Source organism: Streptomyces sp. NPDC029296 (assembly GCF_055569255.1).
This window is the reverse complement of record NZ_JBVHXT010000001.1, coordinates 131,235-149,033: the sequence shown is the minus strand read 5'-3', so window position 1 is coordinate 149,033 and position 17,799 is coordinate 131,235. Positions and strand designations below refer to the sequence as shown.

Annotated in this window: 18 protein-coding genes and 1 pseudogene; 7 read left to right on the top strand and 12 right to left on the bottom strand. The window is 75.5% G+C overall.

The features are described 5' to 3' along the window. Positions 1-232: 232 nt before the first annotated feature. From ACZ4W9_RS00530 to ACZ4W9_RS00520, 3 genes and pseudogenes are all read left to right on the top strand, one after another. On the top strand, positions 233-403 hold the full coding sequence (locus ACZ4W9_RS00530) for a chaplin family protein (protein WP_467932190.1): 171 nt from the start codon (positions 233-235) through the stop codon (positions 401-403). Beyond that, positions 400-483: pseudogene (locus ACZ4W9_RS00525) on the top strand (chaplin family protein); the annotation flags it as partial. The gene ACZ4W9_RS00530 and the pseudogene ACZ4W9_RS00525, both read left to right, overlap by 4 nt. Before the next feature lie 140 nt (positions 484-623). Next, positions 624-791 (top strand): LPXTG cell wall anchor domain-containing protein, encoded by a 168-nt coding sequence (locus tag ACZ4W9_RS00520; protein WP_467932188.1) that lies wholly within the window; start codon positions 624-626, stop codon positions 789-791. A gap of 153 nt (positions 792-944) precedes the next feature. On the opposite strand, the gene ACZ4W9_RS00515 is transcribed toward ACZ4W9_RS00520, so the two are convergent. Together ACZ4W9_RS00515 and ACZ4W9_RS00510 are read right to left on the bottom strand one after the other, a co-directional pair. Then, entirely contained in the window at positions 945-2,159 is a 1,215-nt protein-coding gene (locus tag ACZ4W9_RS00515; RefSeq protein ID WP_467932187.1) for a cytochrome P450, read from the bottom strand. Between the two features lie 399 nt (positions 2,160-2,558). Continuing rightward, the gene (locus ACZ4W9_RS00510) at positions 2,559-4,052 is read right to left on the bottom strand and encodes a DHA2 family efflux MFS transporter permease subunit (protein WP_467932186.1); all 1,494 of its coding nucleotides are present in this window, start codon (positions 4,050-4,052) and stop codon (positions 2,559-2,561) included. A 144-nt stretch (positions 4,053-4,196) separates the two neighbouring features. Between ACZ4W9_RS00510 and ACZ4W9_RS00505 the strand changes: the two genes are divergently transcribed. Next, positions 4,197-4,628, top strand: a complete 432-nt coding sequence (locus ACZ4W9_RS00505; RefSeq protein ID WP_467932185.1) for a MarR family winged helix-turn-helix transcriptional regulator — start codon at positions 4,197-4,199, stop codon at positions 4,626-4,628. Positions 4,629-5,252: 624 nt separating this feature from the next. Here the strand turns inward: ACZ4W9_RS00505 and ACZ4W9_RS00500 are convergent. The 6 genes from ACZ4W9_RS00500 to ACZ4W9_RS00475 form a co-directional block, all read right to left on the bottom strand. Further along, positions 5,253-5,756: a hypothetical protein gene (locus tag ACZ4W9_RS00500; protein ID WP_467932183.1), complete on the bottom strand. Its 504-nt coding sequence runs from the start codon at positions 5,754-5,756 to the stop codon at positions 5,253-5,255. Positions 5,757-5,851: 95 nt separating this feature from the next. Further along, positions 5,852-6,205 carry a hypothetical protein gene (locus tag ACZ4W9_RS00495; protein ID WP_467932182.1) on the bottom strand — a complete coding sequence of 118 codons (354 nt, stop codon included), beginning with the start codon at positions 6,203-6,205 and terminating at the stop codon, positions 5,852-5,854. After that, positions 6,202-6,885 (bottom strand): RNA polymerase sigma factor, encoded by a 684-nt coding sequence (locus tag ACZ4W9_RS00490; protein ID WP_467932181.1) that lies wholly within the window; start codon positions 6,883-6,885, stop codon positions 6,202-6,204. The genes ACZ4W9_RS00495 and ACZ4W9_RS00490 overlap by 4 nt, the downstream gene beginning before the upstream one ends. A gap of 944 nt (positions 6,886-7,829) precedes the next feature. Next, the gene (locus ACZ4W9_RS00485) at positions 7,830-8,807 is read right to left on the bottom strand and encodes a D-cysteine desulfhydrase family protein (protein WP_467932179.1); all 978 of its coding nucleotides are present in this window, start codon (positions 8,805-8,807) and stop codon (positions 7,830-7,832) included. A gap of 122 nt (positions 8,808-8,929) precedes the next feature. Continuing rightward, the gene (locus ACZ4W9_RS00480) at positions 8,930-10,291 is read right to left on the bottom strand and encodes a VWA domain-containing protein (protein WP_467932177.1); all 1,362 of its coding nucleotides are present in this window, start codon (positions 10,289-10,291) and stop codon (positions 8,930-8,932) included. Beyond that, complete coding sequence (locus tag ACZ4W9_RS00475) at positions 10,288-11,145, bottom strand: AAA family ATPase (RefSeq protein ID WP_467932176.1); 858 nt, start codon at positions 11,143-11,145, stop codon at positions 10,288-10,290. Before ACZ4W9_RS00475 ends, ACZ4W9_RS00480 begins: the two co-directional genes overlap by 4 nt. A 193-nt stretch (positions 11,146-11,338) precedes the next feature. On the opposite strand from ACZ4W9_RS00475, the gene ACZ4W9_RS00470 reads away from it, so the two are divergent. From ACZ4W9_RS00470 to ACZ4W9_RS00460, 3 genes are read left to right on the top strand one after another with little or no spacing between them, the layout of a single operon-like run. Further along, positions 11,339-12,016, top strand: a complete 678-nt coding sequence (locus tag ACZ4W9_RS00470; protein WP_467932175.1) for an ABC transporter permease — start codon at positions 11,339-11,341, stop codon at positions 12,014-12,016. After that, positions 12,013-12,687 carry an ABC transporter permease gene (locus ACZ4W9_RS00465; RefSeq protein WP_467932173.1) on the top strand — a complete coding sequence of 225 codons (675 nt, stop codon included), beginning with the start codon at positions 12,013-12,015 and terminating at the stop codon, positions 12,685-12,687. Before ACZ4W9_RS00470 ends, ACZ4W9_RS00465 begins: the two co-directional genes overlap by 4 nt. Further along, entirely contained in the window at positions 12,684-13,649 is a 966-nt protein-coding gene (locus ACZ4W9_RS00460; protein WP_467932172.1) for an ABC transporter substrate-binding protein, read from the top strand. The genes ACZ4W9_RS00465 and ACZ4W9_RS00460 overlap by 4 nt, the downstream gene beginning before the upstream one ends. Before the next feature lie 6 nt (positions 13,650-13,655). Here ACZ4W9_RS00460 and ACZ4W9_RS00455 read toward each other — a convergent pair whose 3' ends face one another. The 4 genes from ACZ4W9_RS00455 to ACZ4W9_RS00440 all read right to left on the bottom strand — a co-directional run bounded on the left by ACZ4W9_RS00455 (position 13,656) and on the right by ACZ4W9_RS00440 (position 17,756). After that, positions 13,656-14,810 carry an ATP-binding cassette domain-containing protein gene (locus tag ACZ4W9_RS00455; protein WP_467932171.1) on the bottom strand — a complete coding sequence of 385 codons (1,155 nt, stop codon included), beginning with the start codon at positions 14,808-14,810 and terminating at the stop codon, positions 13,656-13,658. Between the two features lie 77 nt (positions 14,811-14,887). Then, entirely contained in the window at positions 14,888-15,529 is a 642-nt protein-coding gene (locus ACZ4W9_RS00450; RefSeq protein WP_467932169.1) for a LutC/YkgG family protein, read from the bottom strand. Next, complete coding sequence (locus ACZ4W9_RS00445; RefSeq protein WP_467932168.1) at positions 15,526-17,004, bottom strand: lactate utilization protein B; 1,479 nt, start codon at positions 17,002-17,004, stop codon at positions 15,526-15,528. Before ACZ4W9_RS00445 ends, ACZ4W9_RS00450 begins: the two co-directional genes overlap by 4 nt. After that, a complete protein-coding gene (locus ACZ4W9_RS00440) occupies positions 17,001-17,756 on the bottom strand; it encodes a (Fe-S)-binding protein (RefSeq protein ID WP_467932167.1) in 756 nt (251 codons plus the stop codon). Before ACZ4W9_RS00440 ends, ACZ4W9_RS00445 begins: the two co-directional genes overlap by 4 nt. Positions 17,757-17,799: the final 43 nt, after the last annotated feature.

Sequence of the window (17,799 nt, the reverse complement as noted above, 5' to 3'; positions counted from 1 at the left end):
GGTGCCCCCACGACAGCTACCAGTTCCCGGGCGCCACCGCTGCCGCGGGCTCGGCCATCTGCGCGGCCCCGCGGAACGGCCGACTTGTGACGGGCCGGGGACGCCCGCCGGGCGCGCACATCCGTCCCTGGTACCCGGCGAAGGATTGATAAGCCATAACTTGCGTGCTCTCACCTGCGTTTCACCGGGTGCGGGCGACTGCCCGCGACCGTATCCGAAGGACAGGGAACCGATGACGAGGGTTACCCGAAACAGTGTCATCGCCTTCGCCGCCGCCCCGGGCGCGATGGCCATGGCCGGGGCGGCGCACGCCGACTCCGCGGCGGGCGGTCACGCGGGCGGCTCGTCCGGGCTGATCTCCGGCAACGGCATCCAGCTGCCGGTACATGTGCCGGTGGAGTGATCTCCGGCAACGGCGTCCGGCTCCCGGTTGATCCGCCGGTGCACGTCAGCGGCAACACCGTGGACGTGGTCGGGATCGGCGACCCCGTCTTCGGCAACCAGTCCGTGAACACCTCGGGCCCTCGCCCCGAGGGCCCCGGCCGGTCCACGCCGAAGCCGCCGCGCGGCACACCCCGCCGGTCCGCCACCAGCCGTCGTCGCACCCGGCCCCGGCCCGCCCGGTGCCCCACCCGGCGTCCAGCGTCGTACGGCAGCGCACGCCCGGCACCCTCGCCCGCACCGGAGCCGACGGCACCTGGACGGCCGCCGCCGCGGGCCTGGTGTCGCTGATGGGCGGAACCGTGCTCTACCGGCGCTTCCGGCCGGGGGCGACCGGCGACGAGAGCTGAACCGGGCCGCCGCCCCCTCCCGGTGAGCCGGGGAGGGGCGGCCGCCCCTCCCGTCCGCCCCCCCCGGTCCTGTCGTCACGCCCACGAGAGGCCGGCGGACGGCGCCGTGTGACAACCGGGGCCGGCGACGTACGTCACCAGGGGCGAGGTCTCTCACCAGGTGACCGGCAGCCGCAGCGGGAAGCGGCGGATGGTGCCGGTGTCCCACTGGATCTCGTCCGGACCGACGGCGAGGCGCAGCGAGGGGAAGCGGGTCAGCAGGCCGGTGACCGCGCTGTCCAGCTCCGCCCGCGCGAGCGGCGCGGCCAGGCAGTGGTGGCCGCCCCAGCCGAACGTCATGTGCGGGCGCACCGGCCGCCGGAGGTCCAGCCGGTGCGGGTCGGGGAAGACGGCCGGGTCGCGGTTGGCCGCCAGGTAGGACACGTGGACGTAGTCGCCGGCGCTGATGAGGGTGCCCTCGACCTCCGCGTCCTCAAGGGCGATCCGGGGGATGCCCACGCCCTTGCGGAAGGGGATGAACCGCAGCAGCTCCTCCAGCGCGCCGGGGAACCGGCCGGGGTCGCGGGCGAGCGCGGCCCGCTCCTCGGGCCGGGTCAGCAGCAGATAGGCGATGTCGCTGATCTGGCAGGTCGCGGTGTCGTTGCCGCTGAGGATGAGCGTCACGGCCAGCACCGCCAGCTCGTCGTCGCTCAGGGGCTCCTCGCCCTCCGGCACCGGGGCCGTGGCCAGCGTGCTCAGCAGGTCCTCGCCCGGCGCCCGCCGCCGTTCCGGGACCAGCCCCGCGAAGTACGCCCGCAGCGACGCCTTGGCCTCGGCCGCGGTCTGCCGGGCCTCGGCGGAGGTGGCCAGCAGCCGCATGGTGCGGTCCCGCAGCTCGTCGCGGTCGGTCTCGGGCACGGCCAGCAGCTCGCAGATCGTCAGATGGGGCAGCGGCACCGACAGATGGGTCACCAGGTCGGCGGGCGGCCCCGTCTCGGCCATCGCCGTGAGCAGCCCGGCCACCACCCGGTCCACCGCCGGCCGCATCGCCGCCACCCGGTCGCGGGTGAACGCCTGGGCCGCCACGTGCCGCAGCCGGGTGGCGTGCGGCGGGTCCGTCACGTTGATCGACTCCGGTGACACGATGGGCTCGGGCGTCATCCTCGGATAGTCGCGCCCGACGATCGCCGCCCGGCTGAACCGCGGGTCGCACGTCACCTGACGCACCCCGGCGAAGCTGGTCACGAGCCACGCCTCGGCCTCGCCGTAGGGCAGCCGGATCCGGCTGACCGGGCCGCGCCCCGCCAGCTCGGCCAGCTCCGGGTCGTAGTCCAGCGCCTCGGCGAAGTCGAAGGGGCATTCGAGCACTGCCGGTTCCTGGAACGCCATCACAGCCTCCTTTGTGCGCCGCCGGGCGCGCTCCTGTGTGCCCGGCCGGGCACGTCCGCTTCCGGGGGCGCCGGCGTCGCCCGGGCCGGCTCCGGCGGGACAACGTTGTCCGCGGTGCCGTCGAACCCGCGGGGGACGACGTGGTCCGCGGCCGTCGACCGCACCGCGGACACGTGGTCCGGGGCGCCGCCGGCCGCACCGGTGCGCGCCGTCGACGCCGCCGGCCGGATGCCGGTCGTCCGCCCTCCCGTGCCCGGGGCGGTGCGCGCAGACGCCGGCCCGGCCGGGCGCGGCCTCGTCCCTGAGAGAGTCACCTTCCCCAATATGCGGGAGGTCGACGGGGACCGCACCACGGACGCCCGCCGCGCGCCCGGCGCCGGGAGCCGCCGCAGAAACCTTTCAGGCGTCGACCCGGTCCCGCCCGCGCCCGCGGAGGGCGGACCGGCCGGACACCTCGCCGCCGCCTCGGGCGGCGGCGCGGGCCGGGCCGTCGGGCAGGGTGAAGGCGAAGACCGCCGTGACCGCCGCGAGGGCGGCCAGGGCGAGGAACGCGTGCTGGTACGCGGCGACGGGCGGGGCCGTGGCGGCGCCCGCCGGGGTGCCGAGGACGAGGACCGTGGTCACCGCCGCGGGCGCGAGCGCGCCGCCGGTCTGCCGTACGACGGTGTTCAGCATCGTGGCCTGCGCCAGGTCCGCCCGGTCGATGGTGGCCAGCGAGGCGACCGTCGTCGGCATGAAGAAGCAGCCGATCGCGGCGCCGAACAGGAACATGTAGCCCCGGAAGGTCCACAGCCCGGTATCCGCGTCGCAGGTGGCGAGCAGCAGCAGGACCGCGCTGACACCGGCCGTTCCGACGCCGACGATCAGGCGCGGCCCGACCCTCGCGTACAGCGCGCCGGCGACCTGCACGGTCAGCAGGACGCCGAACGCCTCGGGGAAGGTGGTCAGGCCCGACTCCAGCGCCGTACGGCCCTGTGCCTGCTGGAGAAAGAGGGGGCCGAGGTACAGGGCGCCCATGATGGGTATCAGGCCGACCAGGTTGACGAGGTTGGTGTCCCGGAAGAGCCGGTCGGTGAACAGGCGCAGCCGCAGCAGGGGATGGGCCGTGCGCAGCTCGACGGCGACGGCCGCCGCCAGCAGCACCGCGCCGAGTACGAGGCAGGTGAGGACGGCGGGGGAGGACCAGCCCCGGTTGGGCCCCTCGCAGACGCCGAACATCACGGTGCCCAGGGCTCCCGCGCTCAGCAGCAGTCCGGGCAGGTCGAAACGGCCGGGCCGGCCGCCGCGGTCACCGGCCAGGAACAGCGCGCCGAACACCACGGCCGGCAGCCCCACCGGCAGGTTGACGTAGAACACCCACCGCCACGACAGGTGGTCCACCAGCAGCCCGCCCAGGACGGGGGCGGCGGCCGGGGCTATCTGCTGCGGAATGATCATGTAGCGGGAGACGCGGACCTGTTCGGCGGAGGTGAAGGTGTCGAACAGCAGCGCGGTGGAGGCCGGGAAGAGGACGCCGGCCGACAGCCCCTGTACCGCGCGGTAGGCGACGAGCTGACCGAGTCCGGCCGCGGCCCCGCACAGCAGGGACGAGCCGAGGAAGCCCACCAGGGCGACCAGCAGGACGCGTTTGCCGCCGAACCGTTCCACCAGCCAGGCGGAGGCCGGGATGGCCATGGCCAGGCAGACCGGGTAGGCGATGACCACGCCGTCCAGTGCGGCGGCCGTCAGCCGGAACTGACGGGCGATCGAGGGCAGGGCCACGGTGGTGATCGCTCCGTCGACGATCGCGATGAACGTCACGCTGACGCAGACGACGGGGACGACCAGGCGCTGGCTGAGCCGGGACGGCAGGAAGGAGGGCGTAAGGGACGGCACGGAGGGACGACGGCGCATATGCTGAGCATACGCACTATGTCGTTGCTCAGCATATGGCTTTCGGCGTGCACGGTGCGGGACAGGGCCTGGCGGACCGTCACCGGGCAGCGCGGGGCGAGGTTCGATGGCCCCGGCCGCGCGGGACAGGAGAGACTGGACACCATGGCAGTGCACGGCAGCAGCGACATCCTCATCGACGAGCTGTACGAGACGACCAACCGGCTACGACAGTTCGTGGAGACCCGGCTGCGGGAGAAGGGCGCCTCGGTGGCCCGGCTGCGCGCCCTGCGCATGCTCGCCCGGGCGCGGGAGCCCCTGCGGATGCGGGACCTCAGCGAGATGGCGGGCATCGCGGCCCGCACCACCACCACGATCGTGGACAGCCTGGAACGCGACGGCCTGGTGGAGCGGGTCCGCCACCCCACGGACCGGCGCGCGTTCCTGCTGCGGCTCACCGAGGACGGGCTGCGCTGCCACCGCGAGGCGGAGGAGACCGACCGCCTCGCCCTCGCCGAGGCCACGGCGACGCTGGACGCGCGGGAGCGGGAGCAGCTGCGGGTCCTCTTGGCGCGCATCCGGGACAACACGGGCTGACGACGGCCTGCCGGTGCCGTGACCGCTCGGGTCCGCCGGATCGAGCGGCCCCTGCGAGGGACAGGCGCCGGACTCGTGCGGTGAGCCGGTGGACACCTCCCGGTGCCGGCCGGTGCCGCCGGAGGATGACGGCCATGGCGTCGCGCGGATCCCCGGGCATGGCGTGCGGCTTCTTCGGGACCGTGTCCGGGCTCGGCGGGGCCGTCCGCGAACAGGCCGTCGTGACGCTCGTCGGCGCCCCCGCGGCCGCTCCGCAGCGGCCGGTACCGCTGCTCGCTCAGGGAGGACGTGGTCACCGTGCCCGTCGAGGGCGTCGACCCCTGCCAGGTCGTCGTCGCCGCGCGCCGGGGCGTCCCGACCGGCTGGTCGCCCACTGCGTCGAGGCCGCGCGGCGTCGTCTCGTCCGCGAGGCATGACGGGCCGATGGGCTCCCCGGAGCGCCTGCGCGCGGCCGCGGACGGCTGTCGCGTCGGATGACGACGCACATCCTGGTCACCGTGGACTCCGCTACGACGGCGACCGGGGCCTCGCGTCCGACGGCCTACCGCGTCGACGGCCGCGCCGACGGCCCGCTTCCGCCACGGCTCCCCGCCGATGCCGGCCACTACCGGGAAGGCCGGCGGCTCACGCCGTGTCGATCCGCCAGGCGATCATTCCGCTTGCCCGGGTGCCGCCTTGGACGTCGATGCCCAGGGTCTCGCCGCCCGTGAAACGCGCGAGGACCACGGAGCGATCGCAGGGGACGGTCTTCCCGGGTGCCGCCGCCCTGCCCGGCGTGAAGGCGATCTCCGCTTCTCCCGTGCCCGCGCAGACCACGGTCAGCCGGTAGCGGCGGCCCGCGGAGAGCCGGGGCCGGGAGTGGATGCCGTCGGAGACGCGCTCCACCCCCGACTCCACCATGGAGCCGCCCCGTTCGGCGACGGCGTCGAGCGCCGACCGCGCCTGCTCGGTGAGCGTGTCCTCCCGCGAGGTGACCGTGCCCGGGTGACGGGCCGTCGCCGCCGGGCGGCGGGACGCGGCACCCCCGTCGGACGCGCAGGCGGACAGGCACAGCACCAGCACCGGCGCGGCACCGAACAGCCACAACGGTACGGGTCTCAGGGCCGAGCGGCGCATGCCGAGGCTCATGTGCGTTCCCCCTCTTCCGCCGCACGCCCCGGTCACGGGCGGCACCTGGACCCTACGGACCGCGTCCCGTCCGCGGCAAGCAGACCGCGGGGTGTTCAGGGGAGGGCCGCCCTCGGTGTGGGGGCCGCCGGGGTGGGGGGCGTCGCGGTCGGGGCCGGGGACGGGGTGCCGGCCGTCGGGTGCGGGCGCGGGCGGGGGGAGTGGGCCGGCCGGGTCGGCTCCGGATGTCCGGCGCGCGTCGTGAAGAACACCAGCGCGGCCACGGCGGCCAGGGCCAGCACGCCCACCACCACCCGGCGCACCGGCGTCCGCCGTGACCGCACCGGCCCGGCCGGCGGGGACAGCGGCCGCAGGTCGGCCGGGCCGACGGCGTGCGCACGCGCGGCCAGGGCGGCTCGCAGCCGTTCCTCGACCGGCGTCCCCGTGGTCCCCGTACCGGACTCGTTCATCGCAGCCCCTCCAGACGCCGGCCCAGCGCGTCCAGGGCCCTGCTGGCCGTGGACTTGACGGTGCCGCGCGACAGGCCGAGCGTCGCCGCGATCTCGGCCTCGGTCAGATGCGACCAGTAGCGCAGCACCAGCACCTCCCGCTGCCGCCGGGTCAGCGTACGCAGAGCCGCCAGCACCTCCCGGTGGTCCTCGTGCAGCAGCACGTCCTCCTCCGGGGCGGGCGCGTGCTCCTCGGGCGCCGGGGTGTGCGCCCGTACGGTCCGGCGGCGGCGCAGCACGGAGCGGGCCGCGTTCACGACACTGGTCCGCAGATACGCCTCCGGGTCGTCGAGTGCCGCGAGCCGGTGGCCGTACCGCCGGAACAGCGCGGTGAACGCGTCCTGGACGACGTCCTCGGCCGTGGGCAGATCGTCCACCAGCAGCAGCGCGAGGCGCACCAGGGACAGCCGGCGGTGGTGGTACAACTCCTCGATTCCCGGCGGGGTTTCGGCCCCGGCGGCACCGGTCGCCGCCCCGGCCCCGGGCTCGGTGGCGGCGGCCGGTGCCGTCCTCATGGGGGCGCGGGCGAGGACACGGGTCCGTACCGCGTGGCCGAACCGCCGCCGCCAGGACGCGGAGTGCTTCGGGGCGCCGGCGCGTTCCCAGGGCAGGACCGTGGCCGGTGGTGTCGCTGTCGTCATGGATCTCCCGGTGCCGGGTGCCGGTGCGGGGAGCCGCCGCGCGACGGCTCCCCGCACCGGACCTGCCTCAGTGCTGCTGCGGTACCGGCGCCGGTGCGGCGGGGCGGTGGGGACGGGGCGGGGCGGGTGCCGGACGGGCCGGCCCCGGTACGGGGGAGGGGGTGGCCGCAGACGGTACGGGGGAGGGGGTGGCCGGTGCCGGTGCGGGGCGCGGCGTACCCGTCGGCGGGGGCACCGGGGCGGGGGTTTCCGTGCGGACCGGGGACGGCACCGGGGACGGGGTCCCGGCGTGCGCCGGCGGTACCGGGGCCGGAGTGCCCGCCCGGCCGTCCGCCGGTACCGGCGCCGGAGCCGGTGCGGTGGCGTGGCCGTGGCGGACGGGGGAAGGGGCCGGGGCGGGGGCGTCGTCCTGGGCCGCCTGCGCGGTCATGGCGCCGGCGACGGCCAGGGCCGCGCCTACGGCGGAGACCCCCAGGGCGGCGCGCAGCCGGTGTGTGCGGTGCGTTCGGGGCGGGCGCGGGGCACGGTGTGCGGACATGTGTTCCTTCGTTCGCTCGGGTCGGACATCTGGTCTAGGCGGAGGCCTCCACCCCGACAGACGTCCGGCCCGGGGCGAGGTTGCGGGTCGCGACCGACGAATTTCTCCCGCGCCCGCGTCCGTGCGCCCGCGCGTTCCTGTGGCGAGCGGCGAGCGGCGAGCGGCGAGCGCGGGCACGGGCGACTGGTGAGCCACCGCCCCCACCCGATGCTCCCGGACAGCGGGCTCCGCCCCGACGGCCCGGACCGGTGGTCCCCGACGGCGGGCCTCAACTGGAGGTCCCCACCCAGCGGCGTCCGTCCGGCGGCGCTCCGGAAGGCAGCCCTCCGGAAGGCGGCGTTCAGGAAGGCGACTCCCACCCGGCGACTCCCATCCGGCGACTCCCACCCGGCGGCCCCCGCCGGCCTCACCCCTCGAAGTCCGCCGCCCCCTCCTCCGCGAACGCCACCGCCGTCGGGTGGCCGAACAGGCCGGGCAGGCCGCCGGTGTGGAGGAGGACCGTCTTCTCGCCCGGGCGGATGTCGCCGTCCTCGACGGCCGCGCGGAGACCGGCCAGGGCCCGGCCCGTGTAGACCGGGTCCAGGACCAGGCCCTCGGTGCGGGCGGCGAGGCGCAGCGCCTCCCGCACCGGGCCGGTCAGGGCCGCGTACCCGGCGCCCACCTGGTCCCGGCGCACCCGCAGCCCCTCCGGCGTGACCGCCTCGTCCGTGAGCGGCGCGGCGAAGCCGGCCACCGCCGCCGCCGGGTCGGCCAGCGCGCCCACGTCGACCCCGAGCACCGACCCGCTGCCCAGGGCCGCGACCAGCCCCGCCATGGTGCCGCCCGAGCCGAGCGCGACCACCGCCGTGCGCAGCCGGGGCACCTGCTCGCGCAGTTCCGCCCCGCAGCCCGCATAGCCCTGGGCCGCCAGGGTGCTGGACCCGCCGAAGGGGATCGGCGCCGGGCGGGCACCGGTGGCCCGCAGCCGTGCGCACACGTCGTCGGCCACCGCGTCCAGCCCGGCCCGGTCCACCTCGCCGGCCCAGGCGAGCCGCGCCCCGAACAGCCCGTCGAGGGCGAGGTTGCCGGAGCGCGAGCCGCCCGGGGAGCCGCGCAGGACGAGGACGACGTCCAGCCCCAGCCGGGCGCCCGCGGCGGCGGTCAGCCGGGCGTGGTTGCTCTGCGGGGCACCGGTCGTCACCAGGGTGTCCGCGCCCTCGGCGAGCGCCGCGCCCACCGTCCACTCCAGTTTGCGGATCTTGTTCCCGCCGCCGCCCAGACCGGTCAGGTCGTCCCGCTTGACCCACAGGTCGTCCGGTCCCAGCCCCAGCGCGACGGCCAGCCGGGGCGCCGGTTCGACGGGGGTCGGGAAGGTGCCCAGCGGCACGGGCGGGTGCTGGCTCATCGCAAGTCCTCGGGTCGGTGGGCGGCGGGCGGGGCACCGGGGTGGCCGGGCGCCGCGGCCAGTCGATCACGGCCGGCCGCCCCCCGTCACCCGCCCGGGCGGGCATGTCCCGGGCACCGGCCTCACACCGGCAGCAACCGCGCGATCAGTGCCCCGAGCTGCCGGGCCGTGCGGCACTCGTGCATCTCGACCAGGCCGGCGTACGCGGGCGCGGCCGAGTCGCCGGTGCCCCAGCGGTCGCGCGGCTCGGGGTTCAGCCAGTAGACGCGCCGGGCCCGCCGGGCGATGTCCCGTACGGCGGACAGGTTCGGGTCGCTCATGTTCGTCCGGGCGTCACCGAGGACGAACACCGTCGTACGCGGGCCGACCGCGGCGCCGTAGCGCTCGGCGAACTCGCCGAGCGCCATGCCGTAGTCGCTGCTGCCGTGCCAGCCGGTGAGCGTGGCCTCGGCGCGGATGCGGGCGCCGAGCCCGTCGGGGTCGGCGCGGCCGTGGCCGAGCAGGCCGGTGACCTCGTCCAGCCGGTTGACGAAGGCGAACACGCGCACCTTGGCGAACTCCTCGTGCAGTGCCTGGACGAGGAGCATGGTGAAGTCCGAGAACCCGGACACCGAACCGGACACATCGCACAGCAGCACCAGTTCGGGGCGGACCGGGCGGCGCCGGCGCAGTACCGGCCGCATCGGCACCCCGCCCGTGGCCAGCGAGGAGCGCAGGGTGCGGCGCAGGTCGACGGTGCCGCGCGCGGCCCGGCGGCGGCGCGCGGCGAGCCGGGTGGCGAGCCTGCGCGCGAGCGGCTGGACGGTCCTGCGCAGTTCGGCGAGCTGGTCGCGGCCCGCGGACAGGAAGTCGATCCGGTCGGCGGTCGGCCTGACGCCCCGCCGGGCGATCTCGTCCCGCCCGCGCCGCTCCGCCACCCGGCGCCGCGCCTCCGCCCCGACCAGCCGCCGGAACTCCTCGATGCGGCGCCGGATCTCGTCGTCCAGCAGCCGGTCCGCGAAGTCCGCCGCCCCGCCCGTGCCGCCGCCCCGGGCCCGGACGTCGGCCCGTACCCGGGCCAACAGGGTCTGGGGGCGCAGCCGTTCCAGGGTCTGGTATGCCGACCAGCCGTCCGAGCCCGCCGGACTCCCGTATCCGCCGAGCCCGTCGACCGCCTCCGCCGCCAGCCGGGCCAGCAGCGCCCGGTCGTCGGCGGCCAGTGCCCCGGCGAGCCGGTCGCGCAGCTCGTCCCGGTCGCCGGAAGCGGCTCCCGGGCCGCCCACACCGCGCGGGAAGTACAGGTCGAAGACCGAGTCGAACAGGGCCTGTTGGCCGGGGCCGTGCAGCAGTGTCGCGGCCAGGCCCTCGCGCAGCAGCTCCCGGTCCGCGAGGCCCAGTACGGCCGCCGCGCGTGCCGCGTCCACCGTCTCCCCGGTGCCGATCCGCACCCCGTGCGCGCGCAGCGCCCCGACCAGGCCCGTGATCCGGCCGGCGACGGCGGTCACAGCGCGTCCAGGTCCAGCTTGGCCGCCGCCTTCAGGATGTCGTCCTGGTGCTTGAGGATCACCCCGAGGGTGTCCCGTACGACCCCCTCGTCCAGGGTGCCGGCGCCCAGGGCCAGCAGGGTGCGCGCCCAGTCGACGGTCTCGGCGACGGACGGCGCCTTGCGCAGGTCCATCGCGCGCAGCGCCCCGGCCACCCGCACCACCGACGCGGTCAGCGCCTCGCCGAGTTCGGGCACCTTCAGCCGTACGATCCGCCGCTCCAGCTCCTCCTCCGGGAACCCGATGTGCAGGAACAGGCAGCGGCGGCGCAGCGCCTCGGACAGCTCCCGGCCGGCGTTGGAGGTGAGGACGACGAACGGGCGGCGGGTGGCGGTGACCGTGCCCAGTTCGGGGACCGTGATCTGGAAGTCGCCGAGCACCTCCAGCAGCAGCCCCTCCATCTCGACGTCGGCCTTGTCGGTCTCGTCGATGAGCAGCACCGTCGGCTCGTCACCGCGGATGGCGGTCAGCAGGGGGCGGGGGAGCAGGAACTCCTCACCGAAGATGTCGGTACGGGTCTCGTCCCAGCTCTCGCCGCGCCCGGCGCTGATGCGCAGCAGCTGCTTGGCGTGATTCCACTCGTACAGGGCCCGGGACTCGTCCACGCCCTCGTAGCACTGGAGCCGTACCAGCCGGGCGCCGGCCACCTCGGCGACGGCCTTGGCCAGTTCGGTCTTGCCCACCCCGGCGGGCCCCTCCACCAGCAGCGGCTTGCCCAGCCGGGCGGCGAGGAACACGGTCGTGGCGACGGCGGGCGAGGCGAGGTAGCCGGTCTCGGCGAGGCGGGCGGAGACGTCGTCGACGGACGTGAACAACGGGGGCCTCCGGCGGGTCGGGAGCAGTGCGGTCCCGGGAGCGGACCCCCAGGGAAACGTTCCGGCCCTATCTAAGCGCTTGTTCAGCTCTCGCGCCACGGTTCCCGGCGATCGGCCGCGCCGACCACGCCCGCACCCCCATCCAGCCCACTCCGACGCGCCCCCGGCCGCCCCCGCCCGCTGCAATGGATCCGTGATCCCGCTCCCGGACGACTGCCTCACGCGCAACGAGTGGATCTGCGGGGCCTATCTGAGCACCCGCCGGCAGATCCTGCTCGACGCGGTCGGCCAGCACCTGCGGCTGACGTTCCTGTCGGTGGCGATCGGCCTGGTCATCGCGGTGCCGCTCGCGGTGCTGGCCCGCCGGGGCTGGGCGGCCCCTCCCGTGCTGGCCGTGACGACGATCCTGTACACCATCCCGTCGCTGGCCATGTACTCCCTCCTCCTGCCCCTGTACGGCCTGTCGGCCACCCTCGTCGTCGCAGGGCTGGCGCTGTACTCGCTCACCGTGCTCGTACGCAACGTCCTCGCGGGCCTGCGCGCCGTCCCGGAGGAGACCCGGCAGGCCGCGCGCGGCCTCGGCTACGGCCCCGTCCGCCTCCTGCTCGCCGTGGAGCTGCCGCTCGCCCTGCCCGCCGCGATGGCGGGCCTGCGCATCGCGACCGTCTCGGCGGTCTCCCTCGCCACGGTCGGCGCGATCGTCGGCTACGGCGGCCTCGGCAACCTCATCTACGCGGGCATGAACAGCTACTTCAAGGCCCAGGTGCTCACCGCGTCCGTGCTGTGCGTGCTGATCGCCGTCGCCGCCGACCTGCTCCTGCTGGGCGCGCAGCGGCTGCTCACCCCCTGGACCAGGACGGCCCGCGCATGAGCGCCCTCGCCGCCGCCTGGGACTGGCTCGCCGACCCCGCGCACTGGCCCGGCGAGGACGGCATCCGGCACCGGCTGCTCCAGCACCTGGCGCTCACCGTCGTCTGTCTGCTCCTCAGCTGCGCGGTCGCCCTGCCCGTCGCGCTCGTCCTCGGCCATCTCGGCAGGGGCGGCGCGCTCGCCGTGAACCTGTCCAACGTCGGCCGGGCCGTCCCCACCTTCGCCGTCCTGGTGCTGCTCCTGCTGACCCCCGTCGGACGGTGGGGCGAGGGACCCACCGTGATCGCCCTCGTCCTGTTCGCCGTACCGCCGCTGCTCACCAACGCCTACGTCGGTGTGCGCGAGGTCGACCGCGGCGTGGTCCGGGCCGCCCGGGGCATGGGGATGACCGGCCGGCAGCTGCTGTTCCGCGTGGAACTGCCCCTTTCGCTGCCCCTGCTGCTGAACGGGGTCCGCATCGCCGCCGTCCAGCTCGTCGCCACCGCCACCCTCGCCGCGCTCGCGGGCGGCGGCGGACTCGGCCGGATCATCACGGCCGGCTTCAACCTCGCCAGCACCCCCCAGGTGGTCGCGGGCGCGTTCCTCGTCGCCGTGTTCGCCCTCGTGGTGGAGGGCGCCTTCGTACTCGCCGGACGACTCTCGCCGGCCCGGGTGGGGGGCGGCCCGCCATGAGAGGCCCCGGCACACCCGTCCGTGCCGCGCTCGCCGCCCTCGGCCTCCTCGCCCTGCTCCCCCTCGGCGCCTGCGCCACCGGCCCCGCCCTGGAGGACCGGGGCCGGGTCACCGCCGCGCCCGGTGACAGCCGCAGCCTGACCATCGGCTCGGCCGGTTTCACCGAGAGCGACCTGCTCGCCCAGCTGTACGCCCGGCTGCTCGAGGACGCCGGGTACCGGACCTCCCTCCTCACCGTCGCCAACCGGGAACTGTACGAACCGGCCCTGGAGACCGGCCGGATCGACGTCGTACCCGAGTACGCGGCCACCTTCGCCGACTGGCTGAACGCCAGGACACACGGCGCCGACGCGGCGCCGGTGGGCTCGCCCGACCTCGGCGCCACGATGAAGGCGCTGCGCGCCCTCGCCACGCCCCGCGGCCTGACCGTCCTCGCGCCGGGCCGGGCCGTCGACCAGAACGCCTTCGCGGTCGGCGCCGGCTACGCCCGGCGGCACCGCCTGAGGACCCTCGGCGACCTCGGCGCCGCCGGGCTGCCGGTACGGCTCGCGGCGGGCGACGAGTGCGTCCGGCGGCCGTACTGCGCCCCGGGCCTGCGGAAGGTGTACGGCATCCACATCACCGGGATCGACCCCAAGGGCGTCGGCACCGCCCAGGCCAAGCGGGCCGTGCAGCAGGGCCGGGACCAGATGGTGCTGACCACCAGCACCGACGCCACCCTCGACTCCTTCGGCCTGGTCCTGCTCGCCGACGACAAACGGCTGCAGAACGCCGACCACATCGTCCCGGTCGTCAACCGCGCCCGCGCCGGCGGCCCCCGGGTGGCGCAGGCCCTCGGCCGGCTCGGCGCCGTGCTCACCACCGCCGACCTGGCCGCGATGAACCGGCAGGTGGACGGCGCGCGGCGGCTGCCCGCCGACGTGGCCCGCGCCTATCTCCGGGACAAGGGCCTGCTGGAGTAGCCCGTCTCAGGCGTCCGCCACCGAGTCGAACGGCACCTGCCGCCGTGTCACCCCGCGCGCGTCCGCGTCCACCGAGCGGCGCAGCGCCTCGTGCAGCTTCGCCGGGGTCAGCACGCCGAGGAACCGCGCCCCGTCCAGCACGGCGACCCACCCGGCGTCGTGCTGGAGCATCACCCCCAACGCCTGCTTCAGCGGTGCCCCGACCGGCACCCGGGCGGTCATCCGGTGGGCCAGGTCCCCGACCGTGCCGCCCGCCGTCAGCTCCCCGGCACCCACCCAGCCGTACAGGTCGCCGTCCGCGTCCAGGACCACCGCCCACCGGGCACCCTCGGTCCCGAGCCGTTCCCGGGCCCGCGCGGCGGACTCCTCCGGGCGGGCCACCGGCGGCTGCTCCAGGTCGTCCGGTTCGATCGCGGTGACCGACAGCCGCTTCAGCCCGCGGTCGGCTCCCACGAAGGAGGCGACGTACGGCGTGGCGGGCGCCCCGAGGACCGCGCCGGGCGTGTCGAACTGCTCGATACGGCCCTGCCCGTACACGGCGATGCGGTCGCCGAGCCGGACGGCCTCCTCGATGTCGTGCGTGACCAGCAGCACCGTCTTGCGCACCGCGGCCCGCATGCGCAGGAACTCGTCCTGCAACTGCTCGCGCACCACCGGGTCGACCGCGCCGAACGGCTCGTCCATCAGCAGCACCGGGGGATCGGCGGCCAGCGCGCGGGCCACGCCGACCCGCTGCCGCTGCCCGCCGGACAGCTGGTGGGGATAGCGCGGCCCGTACGTCCCCGGGTCCAGGCCCACCAGGTCCAGCAGTTCGGCCGCCCGGGCCCGGGCCCGCGCCCGCTTCCAGCCGAGCAGCGCGGGCACGGTCGCGGTGTTGTCCAGGACGGTGCGGTGCGGGAAGAGGCCCACCTGCTGGATGACGTAGCCGATGCGGCGGCGCAGCCGCACCGGGTCGACGGACGCGATGTCCCGGCCCTCGACGAGGATCCGGCCCGAGGTCGGTTCGATGAGCCGGTTCACCATCATCATGGTGGTCGTCTTGCCGCACCCGGACGGCCCGACGAGCGTCACCAGTTCACCCTCGGCGACCTCGAAGGAGAGGCCGTCCACGGCCGTCGTCCCGTCCGGATACCGCTTGGTGACCTGCTCGAACCGGATCATTCCGCCACGCTACGGCAGCCGGTCCGGGGCCTCATCCCGTCGTGGCCCGACCGGCGGACCCCGCGTACCGAGGGCGGTCAGCCGAGCAGGATCACCTCCAGGGTGCGGGGGCCGTGCACGCCCTCCACCCGGTCCAGCTCGATGTCGCTGGTGGCCGACGGGCCCGAGATCCAGGTCAGCGGGCGGGCCGGATCGAGGCGTTCGAGGGCCTGGGGGACGGAGGAGACGACCTGGTCCGGGACGCGGACGACACAGATGTGGTGGTCCGGGATCAGCGAGACGCGGCGCCGGCCCTGGTCCGGGGAGCCGTCGAGCACGAGCGTGCCGGTCTCGGCGATCGCCACGGCGCAGCCGGTCACCACGCTGTCCACCCGGTCCAGCCGCCCGGCGGTGTCCGCCGCCCGGTCGGGGACCCGTACCGCGTCCGCGGCGGACAGCCACTCCTCGGGCAGCCCCGGCGGGACCAGCACCTCCCGGGCACCGCGCCCGGCCAGCAGTCGCATGACCAGCGGCGGCAGTTCCTCCGCGGTGCAGCGGTGCACGAGCGCCCGGTAGTCCGCCAGGTTCTCCGCCAGCAGCTCCACCGTCTCCTCGGCGGTCCGCTCCCCGTGCTCGCGCAGATACTCCCGGGGCACGGCCTCCTCGTAGGGCCGCTCGTCCGGTGCCACGTCCGCGAGGGCCCGCCGCACCCGGCCCAGGACCCGTTCCCTGCCGTTCACCTGCCGCCGTCCTTTCCGCCGCGCGTGCGCTGCCACCAGTCCCGGAAGGGCTCCGGGGGCACGGCCGGCAGATCCCGCGCGCCGCTCCACGCCCGGCCCGGACCCGGCAGGGTGCGCGGGTGCAGCCGGCGGGTCCGGGAGGCCAGCCGCTGGCCCGCGCGCAGCGCCCCGGGGTGGGCGAACGCCCAGCGCGCCGCCCGCATCGCCGCCCGCTCGGCCGCGTGCCCCTTCGCCGGCTTCAGCAGCACCTTGTTGCCCCGCAGCACCGCCGGACCGCCCTCCACCACCCGCTCCCGCAGGTGCACCAGCACCTCGGGGATGTCGATGGCGACCGGGCACACCTCGTAGCAGGCCCCGCACAGCGACGAGGCGTACGGCAGGGAGGCGTCGATCTCGCTGCCCGTGCCGCGCAGCTGGGGGCTGAGGATGGCGCCGATGGGGCCCGGGTAGACCGAGCCGTAGGCGTGCCCGCCCGCCCGCTCGTACACCGGGCACACGTTCAGGCAGGCCGAGCAGCGGATGCAGCGCAGCGCCTGGCGGCCGACGGCGTCGGCGAGGGTGTCGGTGCGGCCGTTGTCGAGCAGCACCAGGTGGAAGGCGCGCGGGCCGTCCTCGCCGGCGGTCCCGGTCCACATGCTGGTGTACGGGTTCATGCGCTCGGCGGTCGAGGAGCGGGGCAGGGTCTGGAGGAAGACCTCCAGGTCCCGCCAGGTGGGCACGACCTTCTCGATGCCCACGACCGAGATCAGCGTCTCGGGCAGGGTCAGGCACATCCGGCCGTTGCCCTCGGACTCGACGACCACGAGCGTGCCGGTCTCGGCGACCATGAAGTTGGCGCCGGAGACGCCGACCTTCGCCCGCAGGAACTTCTCCCGCAGGTGCAGCCGGGCCGCCTCGGCGAGATCGGCGGGTGTGTCCGTCAGGTTCCCGGGCGCGGGCCGGCCCCACTCGCTCATCTCGCGCGCGAAGATGTCCCGGATCTCGCCCCGGTTGCGGTGGATGGCGGGAACGAGGATGTGCGAGGGGCGGTCCCTGCCCAACTGCACGATCAGCTCGGCGAGATCGGTCTCGTAGGCGCGGATGCCCGCCGCCGCGAGCGCCTCGTTCAGCTCGATCTCCTGCGTGGCCATCGACTTGACCTTGACGACCTCCGACTCGCCGGTCTCCTTGACCAGTTCGGTGACGATCCGGTTGGCCTCCCCGGCGTCCGCCGCCCAGTGAACCGTACCGCCGGCCGCGGTGACCGACTCCTCCAACTCGAGCAGGTACCGGTCGAGGTGGCGCAGGGTGTGGTCCTTGATCCGCCGGCCCGCCTCGCGCAGCGCCGCCCAGTCGGACAACTCGCCGACGGCCTTGGCCCGCTTGGCGCGGATGGTGTGCGTGGCGTGGCGCAGATTGCCGCGCAGCGTGGGGTCGTGGACGGCGTCGCGCGCGGCCTTCGGAAAGGCCGGCATGCCGACGAACGTACCGCTCATACCGCCGGTTCCTCCTCCGTGCTCGCCAGGATCTCCGCGATGTGCACCGGCCGCACGCCGCTGCGCAGCCGGCTCATCGTGCCGCCGATGTGCAGGAGACAGGAGTTGTCGGCCGCGCACAGCACCCCGGCGCCCGTCGACTCCGCGTTGCGCACCTTGTCGACGCCCATCGCCGCCGACACCTCGGCGTTCTTCACCGCGAACGTGCCGCCGAACCCGCAGCACTCCTCGGCCCCCGGCAGCTCGACCAGTTCCAGCCCCTTCACCGCCTCCAGCAGCCGGCGCGGGCGGTCCCCGAGCCCGAGGCCGCGCAGCCCGTGACAGGTCGGGTGATAGGTGACCGTGCGCGGGTAGCAGGCGCCCACGTCCGTCACCCCGAGCACGTCGACCAGGAACTCCGTCAGCTCGTACGTCTTCGGCACCACCGGCGCCAGCGCCCGGGCGAGCCCTTCCCCGCGCCCCTCGGCCCGGGCCCGTTCGCCCAGCCGGGGATACAGCTCCCGCACCATCGCCCCGCACGACCCGGACGGGGTCACGATCGCCTCGTAGCCGCCGAAGACATCGGAGAAGTGCCGGGCCAGCGGCTCGGCCTCATGACGGTAACCGGTGTTGTAGTGCGCCTGTCCGCAGCAGCTCTGGCCCATCGGGAAGTCGACGTCGACACCCAGTCGGGTCAGCAGCTTCACCACGGCCCGGCCCGTGTCCGGATACAGCGTGTCGTTGACACAGGTCAGGAACAGGGCGACACGCATCGCGGCTCCTCGGTGCCGGTCGTCGGACGGGGGAAACGGATCA

What these genes read in the sequence shown, in the direction of transcription:
- ACZ4W9_RS00530 (WP_467932190.1), top strand. Translation starts at nt 233, where the DNA reads ATGACGAGGGTTACCCGAAACAGTGTCATCGCCTTCGCCGCCGCCCCG.
- ACZ4W9_RS00515 (WP_467932187.1), bottom strand. Translation starts at nt 2,159, where the DNA reads ATGGCGTTCCAGGAACCGGCAGTGCTCGAATGCCCCTTCGACTTCGCC.
- ACZ4W9_RS00510 (WP_467932186.1), bottom strand. Translation starts at nt 4,052, where the DNA reads ATGCGCCGTCGTCCCTCCGTGCCGTCCCTTACGCCCTCCTTCCTGCCG.
- ACZ4W9_RS00505 (WP_467932185.1), top strand. Translation starts at nt 4,197, where the DNA reads ATGGCAGTGCACGGCAGCAGCGACATCCTCATCGACGAGCTGTACGAG.
- ACZ4W9_RS00500 (WP_467932183.1), bottom strand. Translation starts at nt 5,756, where the DNA reads ATGAGCCTCGGCATGCGCCGCTCGGCCCTGAGACCCGTACCGTTGTGG.
- ACZ4W9_RS00495 (WP_467932182.1), bottom strand. Translation starts at nt 6,205, where the DNA reads ATGAACGAGTCCGGTACGGGGACCACGGGGACGCCGGTCGAGGAACGG.
- ACZ4W9_RS00490 (WP_467932181.1), bottom strand. Translation starts at nt 6,885, where the DNA reads ATGACGACAGCGACACCACCGGCCACGGTCCTGCCCTGGGAACGCGCC.
- ACZ4W9_RS00485 (WP_467932179.1), bottom strand. Translation starts at nt 8,807, where the DNA reads ATGAGCCAGCACCCGCCCGTGCCGCTGGGCACCTTCCCGACCCCCGTC.
- ACZ4W9_RS00465 (WP_467932173.1), top strand. Translation starts at nt 12,013, where the DNA reads ATGAGCGCCCTCGCCGCCGCCTGGGACTGGCTCGCCGACCCCGCGCAC.
- ACZ4W9_RS00460 (WP_467932172.1), top strand. Translation starts at nt 12,684, where the DNA reads ATGAGAGGCCCCGGCACACCCGTCCGTGCCGCGCTCGCCGCCCTCGGC.
- ACZ4W9_RS00455 (WP_467932171.1), bottom strand. Translation starts at nt 14,810, where the DNA reads ATGATCCGGTTCGAGCAGGTCACCAAGCGGTATCCGGACGGGACGACG.
- ACZ4W9_RS00445 (WP_467932168.1), bottom strand. Translation starts at nt 17,004, where the DNA reads ATGAGCGGTACGTTCGTCGGCATGCCGGCCTTTCCGAAGGCCGCGCGC.
- ACZ4W9_RS00440 (WP_467932167.1), bottom strand. Translation starts at nt 17,756, where the DNA reads ATGCGTGTCGCCCTGTTCCTGACCTGTGTCAACGACACGCTGTATCCG.